Annotated in this window: 12 protein-coding genes; all 12 read left to right on the forward strand. The window is 41.2% G+C overall.

Annotated features, from left to right (window positions below; translation table 11 throughout):
• The first annotated feature begins 4 nt into the window (after positions 1-4).
• Positions 5-856, forward strand: a complete 852-nt coding sequence (locus BT142_RS15315; protein ID WP_072419054.1) for a hypothetical protein — start codon at positions 5-7, stop codon at positions 854-856.
• A gap of 40 nt (positions 857-896) precedes the next feature.
• Positions 897-1991 (forward strand): hypothetical protein, encoded by a 1095-nt coding sequence (locus tag BT142_RS15320; protein WP_072419055.1) that lies wholly within the window; start codon positions 897-899, stop codon positions 1989-1991.
• A gap of 42 nt (positions 1992-2033) precedes the next feature.
• Complete coding sequence (locus tag BT142_RS15325) at positions 2034-12302, forward strand: hypothetical protein (protein WP_072419056.1); 10269 nt, start codon at positions 2034-2036, stop codon at positions 12300-12302.
• Between the two features lie 60 nt (positions 12303-12362).
• Positions 12363-13343: a helix-turn-helix transcriptional regulator gene (locus BT142_RS15330; protein ID WP_072419057.1), complete on the forward strand. Its 981-nt coding sequence runs from the start codon at positions 12363-12365 to the stop codon at positions 13341-13343.
• Positions 13344-13511: 168 nt separating this feature from the next.
• Complete coding sequence (gene lexA / locus BT142_RS15335) at positions 13512-14123, forward strand: transcriptional repressor LexA (protein ID WP_072419058.1); 612 nt, start codon at positions 13512-13514, stop codon at positions 14121-14123.
• 714 nt (positions 14124-14837) lie between these two features.
• On the forward strand, positions 14838-15275 hold the full coding sequence (locus tag BT142_RS15340) for a sigma factor-like helix-turn-helix DNA-binding protein (protein ID WP_072419059.1): 438 nt from the start codon (positions 14838-14840) through the stop codon (positions 15273-15275).
• A gap of 102 nt (positions 15276-15377) precedes the next feature.
• Positions 15378-15512, forward strand: a complete 135-nt coding sequence (locus BT142_RS19920) for a hypothetical protein (protein ID WP_278277576.1) — start codon at positions 15378-15380, stop codon at positions 15510-15512.
• Positions 15513-15823: 311 nt separating this feature from the next.
• Positions 15824-15967, forward strand: coding sequence for a hypothetical protein (locus tag BT142_RS19240; protein ID WP_175444974.1), 144 nt, complete (start codon positions 15824-15826; stop codon positions 15965-15967).
• Positions 15955-16317 (forward strand): type II toxin-antitoxin system PemK/MazF family toxin, encoded by a 363-nt coding sequence (locus BT142_RS15350; protein ID WP_072419061.1) that lies wholly within the window; start codon positions 15955-15957, stop codon positions 16315-16317. The genes BT142_RS19240 and BT142_RS15350 overlap by 13 nt, the downstream gene beginning before the upstream one ends.
• Positions 16318-16320: 3 nt before the next feature.
• A complete protein-coding gene (locus tag BT142_RS15355; protein ID WP_072419062.1) occupies positions 16321-18276 on the forward strand; it encodes an ATP-dependent DNA helicase in 1956 nt (651 codons plus the stop codon).
• A complete protein-coding gene (locus BT142_RS15360) occupies positions 18276-18455 on the forward strand; it encodes an SHOCT domain-containing protein (protein ID WP_072419063.1) in 180 nt (59 codons plus the stop codon). Before BT142_RS15355 ends, BT142_RS15360 begins: the two co-directional genes overlap by 1 nt.
• Positions 18452-18559 carry a DUF3789 domain-containing protein gene (locus tag BT142_RS15365; RefSeq protein ID WP_072419064.1) on the forward strand — a complete coding sequence of 36 codons (108 nt, stop codon included), beginning with the start codon at positions 18452-18454 and terminating at the stop codon, positions 18557-18559. The genes BT142_RS15360 and BT142_RS15365 overlap by 4 nt, the downstream gene beginning before the upstream one ends.
• The last annotated feature ends 54 nt before the right edge of the window (positions 18560-18613 follow it).

Consider the following 18613-nt stretch of genomic DNA (forward strand, 5'->3'; position numbering starts at 1 on the left):
TATTATGAGTAAGTTTTTCTGCAAGATCAAAAGCTTAAAACTAAAGGATAGAATACAGCTTATTATAGCACTTCTTTTAACATTAGCAATAATAGTATCGTTTCCGGTTTATGCATGGTTCAATCACCGAAGACAAATTGCAGAGCTTCAAAGAATTAAAACGCCGGACTTACTATTTATTAGTGCTGCATATGCTGAAGATGTAAAGTACTTTCAAATTCCGTCCATCGATGTCGCTGATGAAAACAACACAAAACACCGACGGGTATTTCCGTTTGCTGTAGCTGGAGAATATGTACCCGAGTTCACTTTACAACTTGCGCATACAACAAACATTCCTTTTACTTATAAGATATACGAGGCTGATTATTTCAATAGCGAGTCTGCTGCTAAGGAAGCGATTGATACTAAAAATGAAAGTATTGCTGAGGAAGCTGATAAACTATCATATGAATATGATGCGGTTAAGTATGATGTTAAAGCGAAATGGACGATGCTGGATCAATACACGTTATCTCAGCGAACATTAGATGAAGGTGATACTCTATATCTGGTTAAAGGTAATCTGGTTTCTGGCAGTTATCTGAACAGTACAACTTCAGGAACCCGAACAATCGCAAGCAATAAATACCATCAAGAAACATATAAAGATGGAGACGGTACTTATGATCAAGTACAAATTTATGCTGAACCGTTGTATTGGCAAAGCAGCAAAATTCCAAGCGTCCCCAATTCTTCAGGATGGGGCGGAAATCCATTTTTCAAAACCTTTGTCATAGAAATATCTTGGGATCCGTCCGAGATACAGAATGATAAAGAAACTGATATGATCTATTTTTCCGCCTACAGAGAATAGGTATTATTATTAATAATTCAAAGAAAGGAGCAATGGCACTATGAAAAAGGTAATTACTGCCAAAAAGTTTATAAAAAAACACTTGATCACAATATGGTTAGTTATAGCTGCTGTTGCTTTTAGTGGGATCCTCGCATATGCAAAGTTTAGTGATGGACAGAACTATACAAAAAGAGTTGTTTCTACAGGAACGAATGATAAGGTGCTGTTCACATCCAATTTGCTCAACACTTCAAATACGGGCCATCCAAAAACAGTAACAAAGGGTTATACTTCTGATAGCTACTATGATATAAATATTTACAATTATGATAAAAATAAAGTATCATCTTATTATCCCGGTACAATAAACTATACTTTAAATGCAATGCTTGTTAAGCCTGATGCGAGTAGTACAGTCTATGATACCACCGATTCGGATGATCTTAATGCATTAAAAAATGTATTAGTTGAAACACAGATCAATGATATTGACCCTGATAATCCAGTCATCACCTATACTTATCACAAGATATACATATATAGATTGATTGATGGAACGCCAGAAGACACGCCTATTGTAACGCTTGGTGCAATAGATCAGGATACAATGACTGCATCATATAATTTAACAGGAGAGCAACTAGTTCCGGGAAAAACCGGAAGTGCAGTTGAAAGCTACAGAGTAGTTTTGCCAAAAGAAGTTATTGATTCTGATGTTCGAGTTAAAATCACGGCTGAACCGAACGGACATAGCGATCTTCCTTCGTCAATAGGCGGAGTGTTTTACATTCAGTCTCAAAACATTGTTATTACAACAGGTTGGAATGGCGAATTTGTTGATAGCCGTACAAAAGCTCCGAGTGAATACGATGCATTCAATTACAGAATATCCGGAGCAGGAACGGCAAACAAGGTACTGAAGTGGAATAGTACTTATCTTCAGCCTAACAAACAGGAGATAGCTGATCTTTTCGGAGATAATTCATTTTCGGCATCAACTAGTCAGGAAGCACTTAGCTTACCACTAAAGCCCGATGTTTACACTTATGATATCCAGTTCTATGTAAAAGATGCTGTAGCAAGAGAATACATTAATGGTTTGACATGGGATCAGTTGATAGCGGCCAACCTTGTCTCTTTGGAAGATCCATAATAATTATTCAGATTGCTTTGTTGCTTAAATGGAGTGATACAAATGAAAAAACGTTTGAGAAAATACAAAGTTAATAACGCAAAGAAACGTGTCATAAGCTCTGCGATAGTATTCGCCTTGCTAATGAGTGACTTCCCTATGCCAGAATTTTCTGAGCTCATTGAAAAAAAGACGTCCTCAGCATTTTCTCTTGAAGCTTCTGCTGAAATTGTTTATGACAGGAGTGAATATACCAAGCATTATATAAACGAAGGTGTAGATACCGGTTACATACTCATCGAGTCATGGGATGATCTTGTTTGGTATTCTCAGTCTTATCACAATTACTCACTTGGAACTGTTTATTCAACTGATATAGAACATGAAAAGGACATTCTTTTTTTAAACTTTGGTGAAAGTCAGGGAAACAACTACAACCTAAATGGAAAAAACTATGTTCCAATCGGCAATGACAACAAACCATTTGAAGGAAGAATTATTTTTTCAAACTCATCGGCTACGGAAACCTTCAACGTTCCCGAATCACTTTTTGGTACTATTTCCGAGAAGGTTTCTATTAAAAATCAAACAGAAACCGCTGTAAAGCAAATAAAGCTTACACGCACTGGCACAGGAAGCGGTGACGTATTATTTGCAAGAAAGGTAAAATCTGATGATGATAGCACCACTTGTGCGGAGTGGAACATAATATTTGACAAGTTCGATAATTCTTCAGCTATTTCATATGCCGGATTGATAGGTGAGATTGAGGCTGGCGCAAATGTTCAGATTACTTATGAGAACAATTCCATTTTGACAAAATCAAATCTGGAAGCAAATGCAACATCTTCCGATACAGATGGTAAGCCGGTAGATGCCGGTGCCCTTTGTGGAAAAATGGGTGCAGGGGCATCCCTGACTGCGACTTATTCCGGCACAAATACAGATTATAACATTACATCAGCTAATGGAAACGCAGGAGGCCTTGTTGGTTCAATGGAGGTTGGATCTTCTCTGACAGTGACAACTTCTAATCTTCAGGGAGCTTCTGCTTGGGTATCTGCATCAAATGGGTATGCAGGTGGTATTGTCGGAAAGAATGACGGCGGTACAGTTACAATTACCCCATCATCCGGAACAACTTATACTGTTAGTCAAATAATACATGGAAAATATGGTTCAGGTGGATTATTTGGTTATTATGCTCCGCCATCAGCAGCTACATCAGAACTTGATATTAGCAATTATCTGGTTAATTGCAAACTTGAACAGGCAGTATCAGAAACCGGTTTTTCAGGAGGAATCATAGGCGTTATTGAAAATGCTCCCGCAGACCCCACAGGAAGAGTAGGTGGCAGTTTAACAATTAAAGGTAAGTCTGATGGAACTACTGCTGTTACTTCTACTCATGTTTCGCAATTGAATCCTGTAACAGGTAAAGAAACAGGATATAAAGCTGAAGCGTATGGTGGGCTTATCGGTTCATATAAAGCAGATGATACTGGTTACTCTCTGAACATCAAAGATGTTTCAACTACACCTACAAATACTCTCTCAGCTTCTGTTTATGGCGGAGGTATCGGTAAAATCATCGATGCATCATATGTAAAGTTTGAAACCTTTAAGCTCAATAGTGCAGCAGGTGATCGTTCAGGAATATTTGGCGGGTTAGTTGCAGACTGTCCAAATGGGTATATTTATACTGATGGTTCAACCACCAATGAAAATTGTACAGGTATTGTAATCGGCAGTTCTGTGATTGATGGTTTTACAGGCGGCGGCCTTGTAGGAAACCTGGGTGATGGCGTTCTTGGTATGAAGGGAACTATAAATGTATCTAATGCAAAGCCTTCTGCTGCTGATACAAATGGTCATCTTGTCGGAACAAGAGACAACGCATTTATATATTCCGACGGAACCCTGAGTGGCTATTCCATGAGTGAAATAGAAGTTGATAATGTTGGCTCATGGGGCGATGTTCTGGTTATTGATGGTACTAAACTGAAAAAGGATACAACGGACGATGCTCTTAATGTATTTAGTGAATCAAATCATATGATCTCTATTGTAGATGTGACCACTACTGCAATTGCAAATGCAGCGGATTATGCAAAGGCATCACTTCTCTACCAAATTGATGTTACTGAAAATGATTTTATTGCCAACACTTCGAGTTTAACATCAAGTTCGTCTGCACCATTAAATCTTACATTTGGAGCAGATATTGATCTGACTGGAACTGGTCTTCGCGGAATAACCAGAGACAATGGAACCGACAGGGTTTCATATTCAGGTACTATTTCAGGCGGACACACGATCACTCTGGATATAAAAAATGTTGGCGGAAGCAACAGACCTGTCTACAGAAAGAAATACATCGGAATGCTTGGAATAGCAGATACCGTAACGATCAATAACACCACCTTTAGTGGTACTATTCTAAGCAAAAATGAAAGAACCACTGATAAAGACACCATATGTTATTTGGGGTCAGCTGCCGCACAGATTAAAACAAGCTTTATCGCATCAAATTGCAATACAGCAAGTGGACTTAGTATAACTATGACTGGTTCAAAAGATGTTATTTCTGGCAGGCTGATAGGTGAAGCTGAGAGTGCTATTGGTACAATAACAATTTCTGGTAGCACATATGATGGAAATATTACCGGAAATAACAAAACGACTGTAGGCGGTACTATCGGCAAAATTGCCGGTGCTGCAAGCGGAGCTGTTTGGTCATTTAATGGTATCACTCTAAGAGGCAACGTAAAAGGAATACAACATGTCGGAGGCCTTATTTCTGATGTTGAAGGTAGCGGTAATGCTACGATAAAACTTGGCAATTCTTCAAGTGTAGTTGCTGATAATAATCTTCATATTGAAGGAAATAGCAGTGACTCAATGGGAGGTCTGCTCGGTTATAGTTGGTCAAAAGCAGATGTGGAAGTCACAGATGTTGTAGTTTCCGGTCATCCTACAGTAGAACAAAAAAGCAGTGGTGGAGCTGCTGGCTTAGTTTATAGCGCTACAGGTCATTGGACTATTACAAAGCTGTACCTCGGCTATACTGACGCAGAAGAAAACTCTCATGCGATCAAAATGCTTACCGGTACGGCTGGTTCTGTGGGCATGATCGTTAACAAAGGTAAAATAAGCAGTGACGGTATTTATCTCGAACTGCCTTCGGGATACGATTATAAACTTGCATATTATACAGCTGAAACAGAAGGCTCTGCTTTCAAATCTGGTGGTGTGTTTGATGAGATCTGCGCATACAGTGCTTCATCTAAAGATGCTATAATGAACAACGGTCAGGGTATTGTTTCTATTAGCACGACCGGTCTGACAATGTCAACAACAGCGTCCGACAGCTTGAGTTATAAGAATCAGACTGTTCAGGGTAAATATAAAAACGGAAATACAAGGTATTATTACAATTTGGATACTATTGATAAAGATAACACTCTATCTTCAACTGCTTATGCTAAGAAACTAATGAGATGGGGTGTACGTCAGTATGCCTGTGGAAATATCCAAAAGTATTTCCCCGATCCTTTCAGCAATAATACTATTCCTTCAGGAACATACAATATGCAGGGTTATAGCTGGTATCCAGTTACACCTCTTAACGCAATGACGGTAAACGGCACGTTTACTTTCTATAATAAGGAATTTGACGATTGCGAAAAAGTCAAGGGAAAGCACGCAAATATTTCAGATGCTAACAATAAAAACATCTGGTCACCGCTTGAGGCTGATCAGCATTACATGATGCAGAACGGCTTGTTTTATGATGTAAATAAAAATATAACAATTGATGCAATCACAATTGCGGGTACTATCGGTGCAGTTGACAGTACCTCCGGTACCGGTGCGCTTGTTTACGGGACTGTAAAAGGCACATCAACTGCTGTAACTACTATTAGCAATACTGGAACAATTTCTCTGGCAGGCATCAGAGTTTGGAATTTGAGCACATATTCGAGCTATGCGCCGCTTCTTATCAATAAAGCAAGCGATTATGTTACATTTGATATAAAGAATGTATCAACGACTGCTGACTATAAGAGGACGACAACGGGTGAAACGCCCGTCACAACAACGATAGATGCCGCAACAAGCCTTATCGGAAAAGCCGGAACACGTGATACAGTCACCACAGACAGCAGCGGTAACCAAATACCGATAAGTCAGGGAATTACCGTCAATTTCTCAGCAATTAAGCTTGACGGTAGAAATGCTGAATACGTTTCTGCCTATGGTACTACACCTGATCGTTATAATACTACAAAATCAATATTTACAAGTGCAACGCTGCTTGAACAGTTAATTGGTTCAAACGGCATATATAACTATACATTTGATGAGGACTGGGGTACGGGAACTCCTCATAAAGTTACTTATGGTAAAGAAGTAGGTTATACAACACAGGGACAGTATCCTAATCAGGAATTGTGGTATAAAGACGAAAAAGCAACCGGAGGCAAATCGAGATATACTCATCCTGACGCTGCGCCGCTCGATTCAGGGTCCACACAGTATACAGGTTTTGACTCATTCCGTCCTTATGTAGCAAGTGTCAGCACAAAAGCTGATATAGATGATAAGACAGGGTTTAAGTACCAGCTCATGGTCAACCATCAGCCTTCGGATGAGATAGCAGGCTGCGGAACTTATAACGATCCGTATATAATCACAAGTGCGACAGACCTGGTTAATATTTCAAAATTTATCAACAGCGCGTCTAATCTTAACGGTAAGATAAACATAGATGTTGACGGAGATGGCTGGTGTGATTCTACAACAGTAGACCAAACAACAACTCTCTATACAGAGCATGTTAAATATACCCTTAATACTACATCAGATGCTACTTGCACAGGGCAGCCCAGTATCACGGCCGAAAATATGAGAAAGTATCTTGCAAGCGCATATTATCAGATTCGTCTGTCAGGAGCTAATCAGCTTGTACTTACTTCTTCGTCAGGTTTCGTTGGCCTTGGCACATCGGATATTCCCTTTTCCGGTGTTATTGACGGCGGACAGAATTCAACAACTACAATCGTAAATGAAACCCAGTACCCGCTGATTAACTACAGCGGCGGTTGTGTTGTAAGAAATCTAATCGTAACAGTTAATGAAACAGTTACCCTTGATGACGCGACAGATTCATATGATTATATTACTGGAGGAAAAACACACGGCGCTTATGGTGCCATAATTGCTGTCGTTGAAGGCGGCGATAATATAATCGATAATACACAGGTTACCTTTGGTACATCTGTAAAAATAAATGCCATGGGTAAGAAAGCACAGTTCCAGCCGATCGGCGGTTATGTTGGTGTTGTTGTTAATGGCGGTGTTATATTCAGAAATATGACAACAGGCAACATTAGCGGTATTACCAGTTCAAATGTATCAGCAGTAAAAGGAGGCGACTGGCCACAAATAAATTATTCTGACGGGAATCCTATAAATACCTCAGCTAAGCTGTCTGAATATACTGTTAATATGACTCAGTCAAACAATTTGCTTTGGCTATATGTAAACCCGATCATCGGCAGAGTGATCAACGGGTATGCTGTGAATATCGCATCTGAGTATCATACTGCATATTCTGACTGTATAATGAACAACGGCAATAAGAGCTATTCAATAACAGATATTTCTTTATCAGGTGGTTCGTTAACAATTTCCGGATCAAATTTGACTGTTCCAAATGGTCAGGCACTGTTTTTGACTTCGGTGATCGTAAACAGCGGAATGGGCGCAACAAAGCTTGGATATACTTCGGATTATATTAAACGTACTGCGGCATATGATAAAGTTGGTTCTAATGCGGCAGCTCCTTCGTCGTGTCCGGATTATGATACCTATGCAAGGAACGATACCACAAGCGGTCCGGCGTATATCATTAAGAACTTTGCAGCCGGAGGCAACACGCTTGGAAGTGGAGGACCGTGGAATATCACGTTGACATCGAATGGATCATTTGTTCTTCCTGATGGCTTCAGAGGAATTGGAAATTTCTATCAGAATGATACGGATTTGCTTCTGAATGTCAGTGATTTTAACGGTAACGGAGTTACAATTACTGAGAATATCTTATTCTATACATATGATGATGGTAGTGGAAATTTTGATAATACGTATTATCCTAACACTAACGTTGAAGGTGCAGGATCATTTTGTAGTACAACAGATGCCGGAATAGGATTATTCACAAAACAACCACAGGTTGGAGGAAATTATTATAATTTTAAATTGTCCGGTAAAATCAAAAGTGATGTCATAAATCATAAAACAGGTGTACACATTGATTATACAGGAAATACTTCAACAGATAAAGTAGGTGGTGGTAATGTTGATCAAAAACAGGTATTATCAGCCGGAATGTTATTTGGTAATTTCTCAGGAGCGGGAGCAAAAAAAGTAAGAAATGCTACGCCAACCCATATAACTAATGTTGCGTTGGTAAATGTAGATGTAAGCGCAGCAAAAATGGCAGGCGGAATGATTGGTATTGTGCCAATTGGTGCGGATAATAACGACGGTTTCATAAATATGGAGATAGAAATTATTTCCAGCGAATATAATTCTTCCGGAATAAAAGTTCATGGTGGATTGAGCGCTGCCGGTTTAATCGCAAGATATCAACAAGGTACTTGTAACATAAACTTTAACGGTAATAGCTTTGGTATAATTGAAATAGTAAGCGATACAAAGTCAAATACAGATAGCTATTATTACGGCGTAGGTGGAATAATTGGAACGCTCAGAGCGGATAGAGAAACACCTGCAACACCTGTTACAATAAAAAATGTTACGTTGGGTGATGAAAATGCTACAAAAGCCATCGAAGTTAAATGTTCAGAAAGCGGTTGTGGTATAAATGCCGGCGGATTGATCGGCTCGCTTAACAGAGCTTCGGCGACAATGGACAATTGTCATGTGTTCAATGTTTCTGTATCTTCCAATGGGTCTTCAACTCATGTTGGCGGCGCTTTTGGCCATATGCGTACACAATGTAACGTTACTGTAAAAGATTCCTCAATAGAATCAAATGACACCGCAAAAGCAAGTATAAGCGGAAATGGCTATGTAGGAGGCTTTTTAGGAAACTCACCGAATAATAAAGATAAAGCCAGAATTTTTACTGTTGAAAAGAGTCGTATAAAAGGATATACCATTTCAGGTGATACTTCAGGAGGAATTGTTGGTGAGCGTGATGCAATTGATGCCACTTACTACTTAAAAGTTAGCGATTTTTCTATTGAGAACTGTATAATCAAGGGTGATACTTATGCAGGTGGTCTAATTGGTCATCTGATTAAACCACTGAATGGTTATAATATTTTGGCAAAGGATTTAACTTTTGAACCTCATACTGAAGGTGGCACTATTACCAATCTTGGTTATTTAGTAGCGAAAAATGATAGCGTGGTCAAACTGGTAGGTTTTTCTCGTCAGGCAGAAGACCCGAATGATATGGTTCATGCTATGACAGGTGGCTCAAGCGCTACAAACTACGGCAGTGGTGGCTATGTTATTTTTGCCGATTACATGGGAACAGCGTCGTATGACAATGACGATTTTACTCCCGAAGCAAACTCCAAGGACGCCTTTTCAGGTATGACGAGCAACACCAATGTAACGCCGTATGCTCCTTATGTATCGACAAGCCCGTTTATAAATATTGCAAATTATAACTATGTCATGCAGTATCTGCTAAGTGATGGCGCAAGCCCGCTGACGAGTGCAACATTCGGTCGTTCTACACAAGCTTTTGCCAAGATTTATGATGATATTGCCAATAACAATAATGGCTATTATGAGATACCAAAAGCATATCTTGATACGGAGGATGAGTATAAGTCGTATACTACAAAAATCTCATCATTTAAAACTGAAATGGGCGACAAGCTTGCGAATGGAATAGATTTTCCTGTGCTTGTGCTTGATAAAATTAACAAAGATGAGATGACTGATTTTATAAATCACTATATAAATCTACTTACAAATACGTCAAGCACATATAATTTTGCAACAAGTGCTAATAGTACAATATACGATGTTGATATTTACAAGGTTATATTTAATGCTGCCGGTGATGAGATAAGCACTATTACAGATGTAGACACCTGTCTTAAAGTTAATGCTGGAACAAATGCAACTGCCCAGTTCTATATTGAATCCGATGATACGGATACAGCTGCCTCGACAGCACAGTTTACTCTGATGGATGTTAAGTTTATGAATCCTTCGGCTACGGGAACGGTTGCATATCATCTGTATATTCCCTGCTATGTCAGAAAGCTTCTTGAATACGACTTTGATATCCATATAGATTCAGGAACGACCTATGACATAAACAAATATACTCAGCTCACTGAAAATAGTCTTGTTGAGAACATCGGAACACCTATAACTCTGGAATTTGCGTTCACCTATCTGCGGAGTGCAGCGGAATGGACTGAAGCAGTTAACAGCGGAGATTCACTTCTCACAAATTATCCAAAGAACCTGCTATTTGACAACTCAACAAATGTATCATCTGGTTCAAAACCTCAATTTCCAGCTACAACCCAGATGGTTCTTATTGATACGCAGAATTCTTCAAAGGCATATTATCTTGATGGGCTTGACAACACTTCATTCAATCCGTTCGGAGATTACAGAACATTGAACTTCAGTAGTTTTGCTGATCTCGATAGTACAGAATTTTCACCTGTAAATTTCAATGATATGCTGAATGTTTCTGTTACAGGAAATTCATCCGGCACCCTTGTGCAAGACAATACCAATGCTATTGTTCAGGACACAACTACCAAAACCAAATACAGGATGGCTACAGATGCTGAGAAAAATAATAGCAACATCCAAAAATATAGTGCTACAGTCACTTTTAAAAACCCTGATGATATTGCTTTGTCTGAGCATTATTTCCTGACAATATATACTCCGTATTCAACCGCTGACGTTGTTTATCATTATGTTATTCAGGCAAACAAAGACCTCGGAACTGATCCGTATCCTTCCAGAATTACGACAGTATCCGAAGGAAATGCTGTCCATCTGTACACGGGTTATATTTATAATAACCACGTATATATCGATAGTCTCAAAGTGGGTGGAATAGAAAACAATGTTGAAATAACAGCAGAGAACAATTCTATCGAAGCAAGTATTCACGCAACTATCGGACTAACTTCATCTGGCGAAGAGAACATCAGATCAACCTTATCTGCTACATCCCCTCCCGACATTTTCCAGAGTTTTCTGATAAAACTTAACAAGGACGGAAATGTTGGACTTGCTGCTGCTAGCTCAGTTACAGTCGAGGATTATATGATTGGAAATAAACCTGTAACACATTCTACACTGAACCCATCTTGGACCAGTTCTGAATACACAGATATACGCATTCCCAATTACATAGAAATGAGAAATGGTGTCCTTCTTGCTCGTTCTCTTTCTGAGATTCCGGCTAATGGAACTCTCAATGTTTCAGCTAAAGCTACTATCACCTTTGACAATGACAATGGTGATATCACTGCACAATTCTTCCCTCAAACGGCTAAAAAATACACTACGCTCATTGCTTATTCAAATATTGCTTCAAGTAGTGAAAACACGGCTTCAAGTAATGTTTCAGCATCAGCAGATACTACGGTTGGTGGAGTAAAGCCTCAGTATTATACTAAAATTGAAGAAAAGGCAATATTGAATTATGATGCACTTGATATTCTGGCTGACGGAAGTTATTTACCTCAGCTTGGAATAAACGCAAATGATCCGAAGGACTTTAAGAAACTGCCTGCGCCTATAAAAACAGTAGCCTCCTATAATGTTGAAAACTGTCAGTCTGCATGGCAAGAAGCCAATTTCATTAAAATTGAAATTGAGTTGAAATCCAAAAATGATGATTATAATACTCCTTTGGATATTTTTGATTACATTCAAGAGAGCACTTTTTCAATATTTGATGACGAAATTGCTCCCGGTGATATTATTACGACGGGCACCACTTCAACAAAACTGGTCTATATTATCAACAAGGCTGATTTGGAACATTTTTATAACGATAAGGTTTATCGTATTCCTATTGATTTCAATGTTTATTCGGGAAGCGGATCAAGTAACAACTTTGAATCGTCGAATAGGCAGTATTCAAATTACGGTATTTTCTTAAAGGTTTCAATGCTTCAAGCAGCAAATTCTGCATCAGCGGTAAGTGGAACAGAGCCAGAGTATAATAATAACAATTATGTTAAGTATACTAATGCCAGGATATATCTTGAAAAGTTGAATCCAAACAAATCTGCTGCGTAACACCCCCAGAGCCGAGAGCCACGCTCTCGGCTCTATCTATAAACAAAGGAGAATAAACCCATGTCCGAACTCATCCACAAGAAACTGCGAGTCGTCAAGCTGCTGGAGATCCTGCAACAGGACACAGACTCCTACCACCCGCTTGCGACCAATTCCCTGCTCCAACGTCTCGCCGAGCTTGGCTATACAGCTGACCGAAGAACGGTTGCAAGAGACATCGAGATACTAAATGCGCAGGGATATGAGATCATGCAAGTCAAGGACGGAAAGCAGAATGCGTATTACATAGAGGACCGAAGCTTCAGCCTGCCGGAACTCAAGATACTCATTGACGCAGTTCAGGCGGCAAGCTTCATAACGGATAAGAAATCTGATGACCTCATCAAAAAGATCGCTGCCCTCGGCGGCAGTCATCAAGCGGAGATACTGACTGACAACATCGTGCATTTCAATACACGAAAGCATACCAACGAGCACATCTACTATAACGTCAGCATCCTCGAACAAACTATCCGTGATAAGCAAAAGGTGGCGTTCAAGTACTTCGACCTCGACGAAAAGCTGAACAAGGTTTATCGCAGAGACGGCGCTGTTTATGAGACAGAGCCTTTCGCTCTTGTCTTCAATAACGATAACTATTATCTCATGACCTACGATCAGTCGGCGGACGGCGAAGTTCGCAATTATCGTGTTGACCGTATGGATTCTGTCGAGATTCTGCCGGACAGCATCAGCAAGGAAGCGAAAGCAAAGATACGCACGGTCTCTAAATATACCGAGCAAGTGTTCAGAATGTATGGCGGCAGAAACGCAAAAGTCACGCTCATGTTCGATAAAAAGCTCATTGGTACGGTCTATGATAAGTTCGGTGAGAAAACCAAGATCAGAAAGAAAGACGAACAGTATCAAGCAGAGGTCGAGGTGCAGATCTCACCAACCTTCTGGAGCTGGGTGGTTACATTCAACGGACAGATGAATATTGCTGAACCGCAGGAAATAAATGCCGAATACAGGGCGTGGATAGCACAATTGCAAAACTGACAAATCAATGTTCACATTTTTGTGCAGCTATACAAAGATAAGAATAGCAGCCGTTTTCCTGTGCAATTTCTGCCCACTTAGGAGAACGGCTGTTGACTTTTTCTCATGGTCTGATATAATATATATAAACGGAGCAAATGCTACAAACACCAAAAAAGGATGACCTTTATGCGCACAAAGAATTCCGAGTATTTCAGACTCATCGAAGATTTCATTGACAACTATATCGAGACCCACGACCGCTCACCCTCGCAGCGTGAGATAGCCGGCGGCACCGGTATGTCGAATGCCAACGTGTCACGCTATCTTTCGTATATGCGTGAAGAAGGTATGCTCGACTATGACGGCACACGGAACTTCACCACTCACAGGCACCGCAGAAACAGCGGTACTGTTGAAGTTCCCGTTGTAGGCACAGTAGCTTGTGGTACACCGATCTATGCCGAGCAGAATATCGAAGAATATGTCAGACTTCCGGAGTCTTGGCTCGGCAGTGGGGAGTTTTTCCTGCTGAAAGCTAAGGGCGAATCAATGATTGGTATCGGCATTAATGACGGTGATCTCGTTATCATTCGTCATCAGGATCACGCTGAATACGGTCAAGTCATTGTAGCACTTGTTGACGATGACACAGCGACCCTGAAAAGATATTATCCCGATGATGATTCCGAAATGATAAGGCTTCACCCGGAAAATGAGAACATGGACGATATATATGTAGAACCCGAAAGGCTCCGGATTCAGGGAGTGGCTGTAAAAGCACTCAAAAATATCGAATAAGGACAGGTAAACGCAAAATGTATGACAATAGTGCTTACAAAATAGAAGGATATGAAACAAGACCCCAACGATGGTTTTGCCCGAACTGTGCGGCACTGCTCAACGGAAGCAAAGGCAGCGACGGCAAAACACGAATAAAATGTCCGAAGTGCAAAGTCTGGACAACAAAATACCGAGAAAACCGACAGGTCGATATAATAGAGATAAGAATACCCGAAAGCTGCATATATTAGCGGCAAAATCAAATATTGTAAGCAGTTTGTGGAGAGCAAGGCCCGGCTGAAACAGTGCCTTGATGATAAGTCCCTGCATTTCAAGCAAGCTGAACCCGATAGTACTGTACCCGACACCGCAAGGTGTGCGCTGGAGGACGTCGGCAGGATTTATTCCTACACATTGTAGGAGTATATCTTGTCGGCGTCCTTTTTTTGTTTTTAAATAAATATATTCAACGCCGATATGCATTAAGGCTGAGGATACAAAATAGAGGTTTTAAGTTTTACTGAAAAACCGCTATGACTTGTACCCTTTCTTTAGTGTGCCTATTTTTCGGCAAGCAGAGGCTGTGTGCAAGTATGTACACAGCCTCTTTTTTTGTGTCCTCGGAAAGGACGCAATATGTTTTTACAAGCAAAATGGCTGTGTATCACAGCAAAATATCCATGATCTTCGTTTTGTCTTTTCAAAATCGAAATTCAAAACGGAGGTCTTAAAATGAACAATAGAACAGTCAAGGTGTATGACACTATCACAGGCAAAATGGTCGATGTTGAGGTGTCGCAGGAGGTCTATGATGCCTACATGAGAACCGAATGGAACATACACGATAACAACGAATCCTTTTATGAGCATGAGATACAGTTTTCAATGCTCGTAGGCGGCGATGACGGAGCTTTTGAGAACTTCCATGAGTTCATAACAGATGATGACCCGACCGCCGGCTATGCACTCTCAAAGGCTGCATTCGATGAGGTAATGGCGGCAGTAGCAAGGCTGAAAAAAGCTGACAGAAAGCTCATACACATGATATATTTCAGCGAATACACTGAGCAGGAGTGTGCAGATCTGCTTGGCACAACTCAGCAAAATATACACAAAAAGAAGAAAAGAATTCTGTCTAATCTCTACAAACTTATGGAAGATGGAAAATAAAAAGGTTGTAAAAAGCCCGACTTCTTCCCCTATACAAGCGAGAAATGAATCTCACAGCATTTTGACAACTGAATATCCAACACTCCGGTACGTCAGATCCCGATGGCGGGCGATGAACTCGTCAGCCGTGACCGCTGTACGCCACGACCCGTGAAAACGACGAGCGAAAAATACAAACAGGTCAGCGAGGCAGCCACCTCGCAGGCGATGAAAGTTGGGATATGGGTACATCCGTAAAAAACGGCTCGGGTTTTGCAGCCCGGGAGGTGAAAGTCCTACGGAGCCTGATGAGGACGTCAGGCTCGCCGGAGTGTTCCTTTTGCATGAGGGGGCAGTTTTCTGTCAGATAATTTCATGCACCTTCGGAACAGTTCATCTGTCGAAGGAAAGCGGTGCCGTGTTTACGGCAGTGAGGTCACCCCATAAGGTGACAGAGGGCATAGTGATATGCTCTGTCGGTCTTCAAAAGAGACCGAAAAGGCAAAACGAAAAAGCGGATACGGTGAAAGCTGTATCCGCTGATACATAAAAAACAGGAGGATTTGAAAATGAATTATTACACAATTGAGATCGAAAGTATCAGATTCGGAGACATTCGCAGAATTACCGTACTGGCTGACTCGTCAGAAAAAGCCTGCGATGAAGCCGTTGTTCACTGCGGAGAAAGGATAGTCGCCGTATGGAGAATGTAAAGAAAATAAGGCGTGGCGATATTTACTACACCCGGCTTGAAAACATAGATAATGCGGTTGGTTCTGAGCAGTCCGGCAGCAGACCGGCGGTTGTCATTCAGAACGATGTGGGCAACAAATATTCGCCTACGACGATTGTTGCATTCATCACTACCAAACCGAAAAACTGCCTGCCTACCCACGTCCGTCTGCATACAAAAATGTTGTTCTTCTCATCGACTGCCATGCTGGAACAGATCAGAACAGTGTCGAAAGACAGGCTCGAAAAGTACATTGGGACACTTAGCAAGTCTGAGATGGAAAAGATAGACAGGGCGATATGTGTCAGTCTTGACATAAAGGAGACTTGAAAAATGGCAGTATTATCAGAAAAATGGTTATCATATCCGATTGATGAAAGCACCAAATATTTCTTTGAAAAAGCAGCATATGACGGCTTGGAGCTTCGTCCCGGGCAGCTTGAAATGGCGTTGGAGGTATGCGAAGCAATCAAGGAACGAAAGCCCTTAGCGGTCGAAGCGGAGGTCGGAATCGGGAAATCCTACGCATACCTTGTGCCGGCGGTCATGGAGTATATGAAATCGCATAGGCAGATAATCATAGCAACTTCGACAATTGCCTTGCAGGAGCAACTCGCAAAAGATGCTGCGAACGTCCTTAAAATGACAGGTTTGAGCATAGATATCACGGTCGCAAAAGGTATGAGAAACTATCTTTGTCCAAAACGTCTGGAAAGTGCAATTAAAAGACAGAAGGACGCTGCAATTTTCCAAGATATTTCGTCTTTGATGAGATCAAAAGGTGCTGACCGAGCATCTATCGGCATTAACATTCCCGACAAGATGTGGGAGCTTGTGAACGTTCAGAACTACGGCGAGAATTGTCATAACTGTAAGATGAAAAACGACTGTGAATATTACGCATTAAGGGAACGACTTCACAATGGAAATGGCATTGTCATCTGCAATCAGAATATGCTGGTGGCTCATTTGCAAAACATATCCACCGGCGGTCGAGGGATATTTGACCCGAATGGCAGCATGGTGATAATTGACGAAGCTCACAATCTTGAAAGCAAGTTCCGTGAAGCGTTCACCACCGCTTTTGACTGCTGTGAGCTTCAAAATGCTGTCAGACATAGTATCTCAAAAATACCGAAAAATCGAAAGGCAGCGCTTGAGAAATTTGCTGATGACACGATAGAATATATCGAACAGCTCTACAGATGGCTTGTCCGTCAGGTCAGCGAGCAGCGGAAAGCGAACGAAGCGGATACTTCGACATATTATTTGCAAAAAGACAAATATACCCAAGAACTGCTCCGGGTGATATACAACAGACTTGTGTGGATAGAGAATAACTCGAAGACAAACCTTGCGTGTGCAAAGGAATTTGTACGGAATGTTTTTAACACTTGTGATGACAATATCGTCTGGCTCGAAATGGAAAGCAGGCTGAAAATATGCGTCTGCCGCAAGGAGATTCGCTTGATGATAAACAAAATGCTTTTCCGGTCGGGTCTAACGACGATACTGACTTCGGCGACTATCTCCGACAAGAATGAGGGTGAACCTATCGAAAAGTGCCGTTATTTCCTGCACAATATTGCGTTTCCGGTCGTTGGTCTTGTGTCCGAGCCGAAGCGTTCGCCGTTCAATTACGATGAAAATACGATGCTGTACTGTTCAACCAAGCTGCCATATCCAAATAAGGAAAACAGGTCGCTGTACAGAGAACAGTCGATAGCGGAAATCGTCAGACTTCTGAATGTAACTCATGGCAAAACGCTGATTCTCTTTACGGCGAAAGAAGATATGGAGTATGTCTATAAGAAACTCAGCAACAAGCATCTGCCTTACAAGATATTGTTGCAAGGAAAAGGTTCATCGCAGTCACGTCAGCTTGGTAAATTCAGGAGTGACACAAATTCGGTATTGCTCGGTACGGGAACTTATTGGGAAGGCATAAACATTGAAGGTGAATCGTTATCACAGGTCATCATCTTCAAACTGCCGTTCCCTGTTCCCGACCCAATAATCGACTACAAAATGTCAAAGGCAAAGGACAGGGTCAGAGATGTGGCTGTTCCCGAAATGATAATCAAACTCAAGCAGGGTGCTGGCAGGCTGATTCGCTCATCAACTGATAAGGGTATAGTGTCTATACTCGACCCGAGGGCAAGCACAAGAGAGAACAAGCCTTACCGTGATACTATCCTGAACGCTCTGTGTGAAAAGCACAGCACCGAAGATATTGACGAACTGACAGCATTTTGGAACAAACTAAACGAAACTAAGGAGGCGGTATGATGGATATGAAGTTATACGGACAGGCAGATTTTCTCTATGCGGTGAGCAGGCAGATACTCGAAAGACTGTTCAGCAGCGGTATTATTTCCGAGGAACAGAAAGTAAGGGCAGACGAGCTCAACCGCAAGACCATTTTTGAGAGATACTCGTCTATCGCAGATCTGGAGGTGAGTGCATGATACAGTTCATAGCAGGAACGATTGTCGGCGGTCTTGCCGGCGTTACGGTGATGTGTCTCTGTGTAGCGGCAGGCAGAGCCGATGAGCAGGCTGGGATAAGATAGCCTGTAATTGAAAACCGCCCGGCGAGCGTCGGGCGGTGGGTACATATAGTCTCA

This window comes from Ruminococcus sp. YE71, assembly GCF_900119155.1.
Taxonomy (GTDB): domain Bacteria; phylum Bacillota; class Clostridia; order Oscillospirales; family Ruminococcaceae; genus YE71.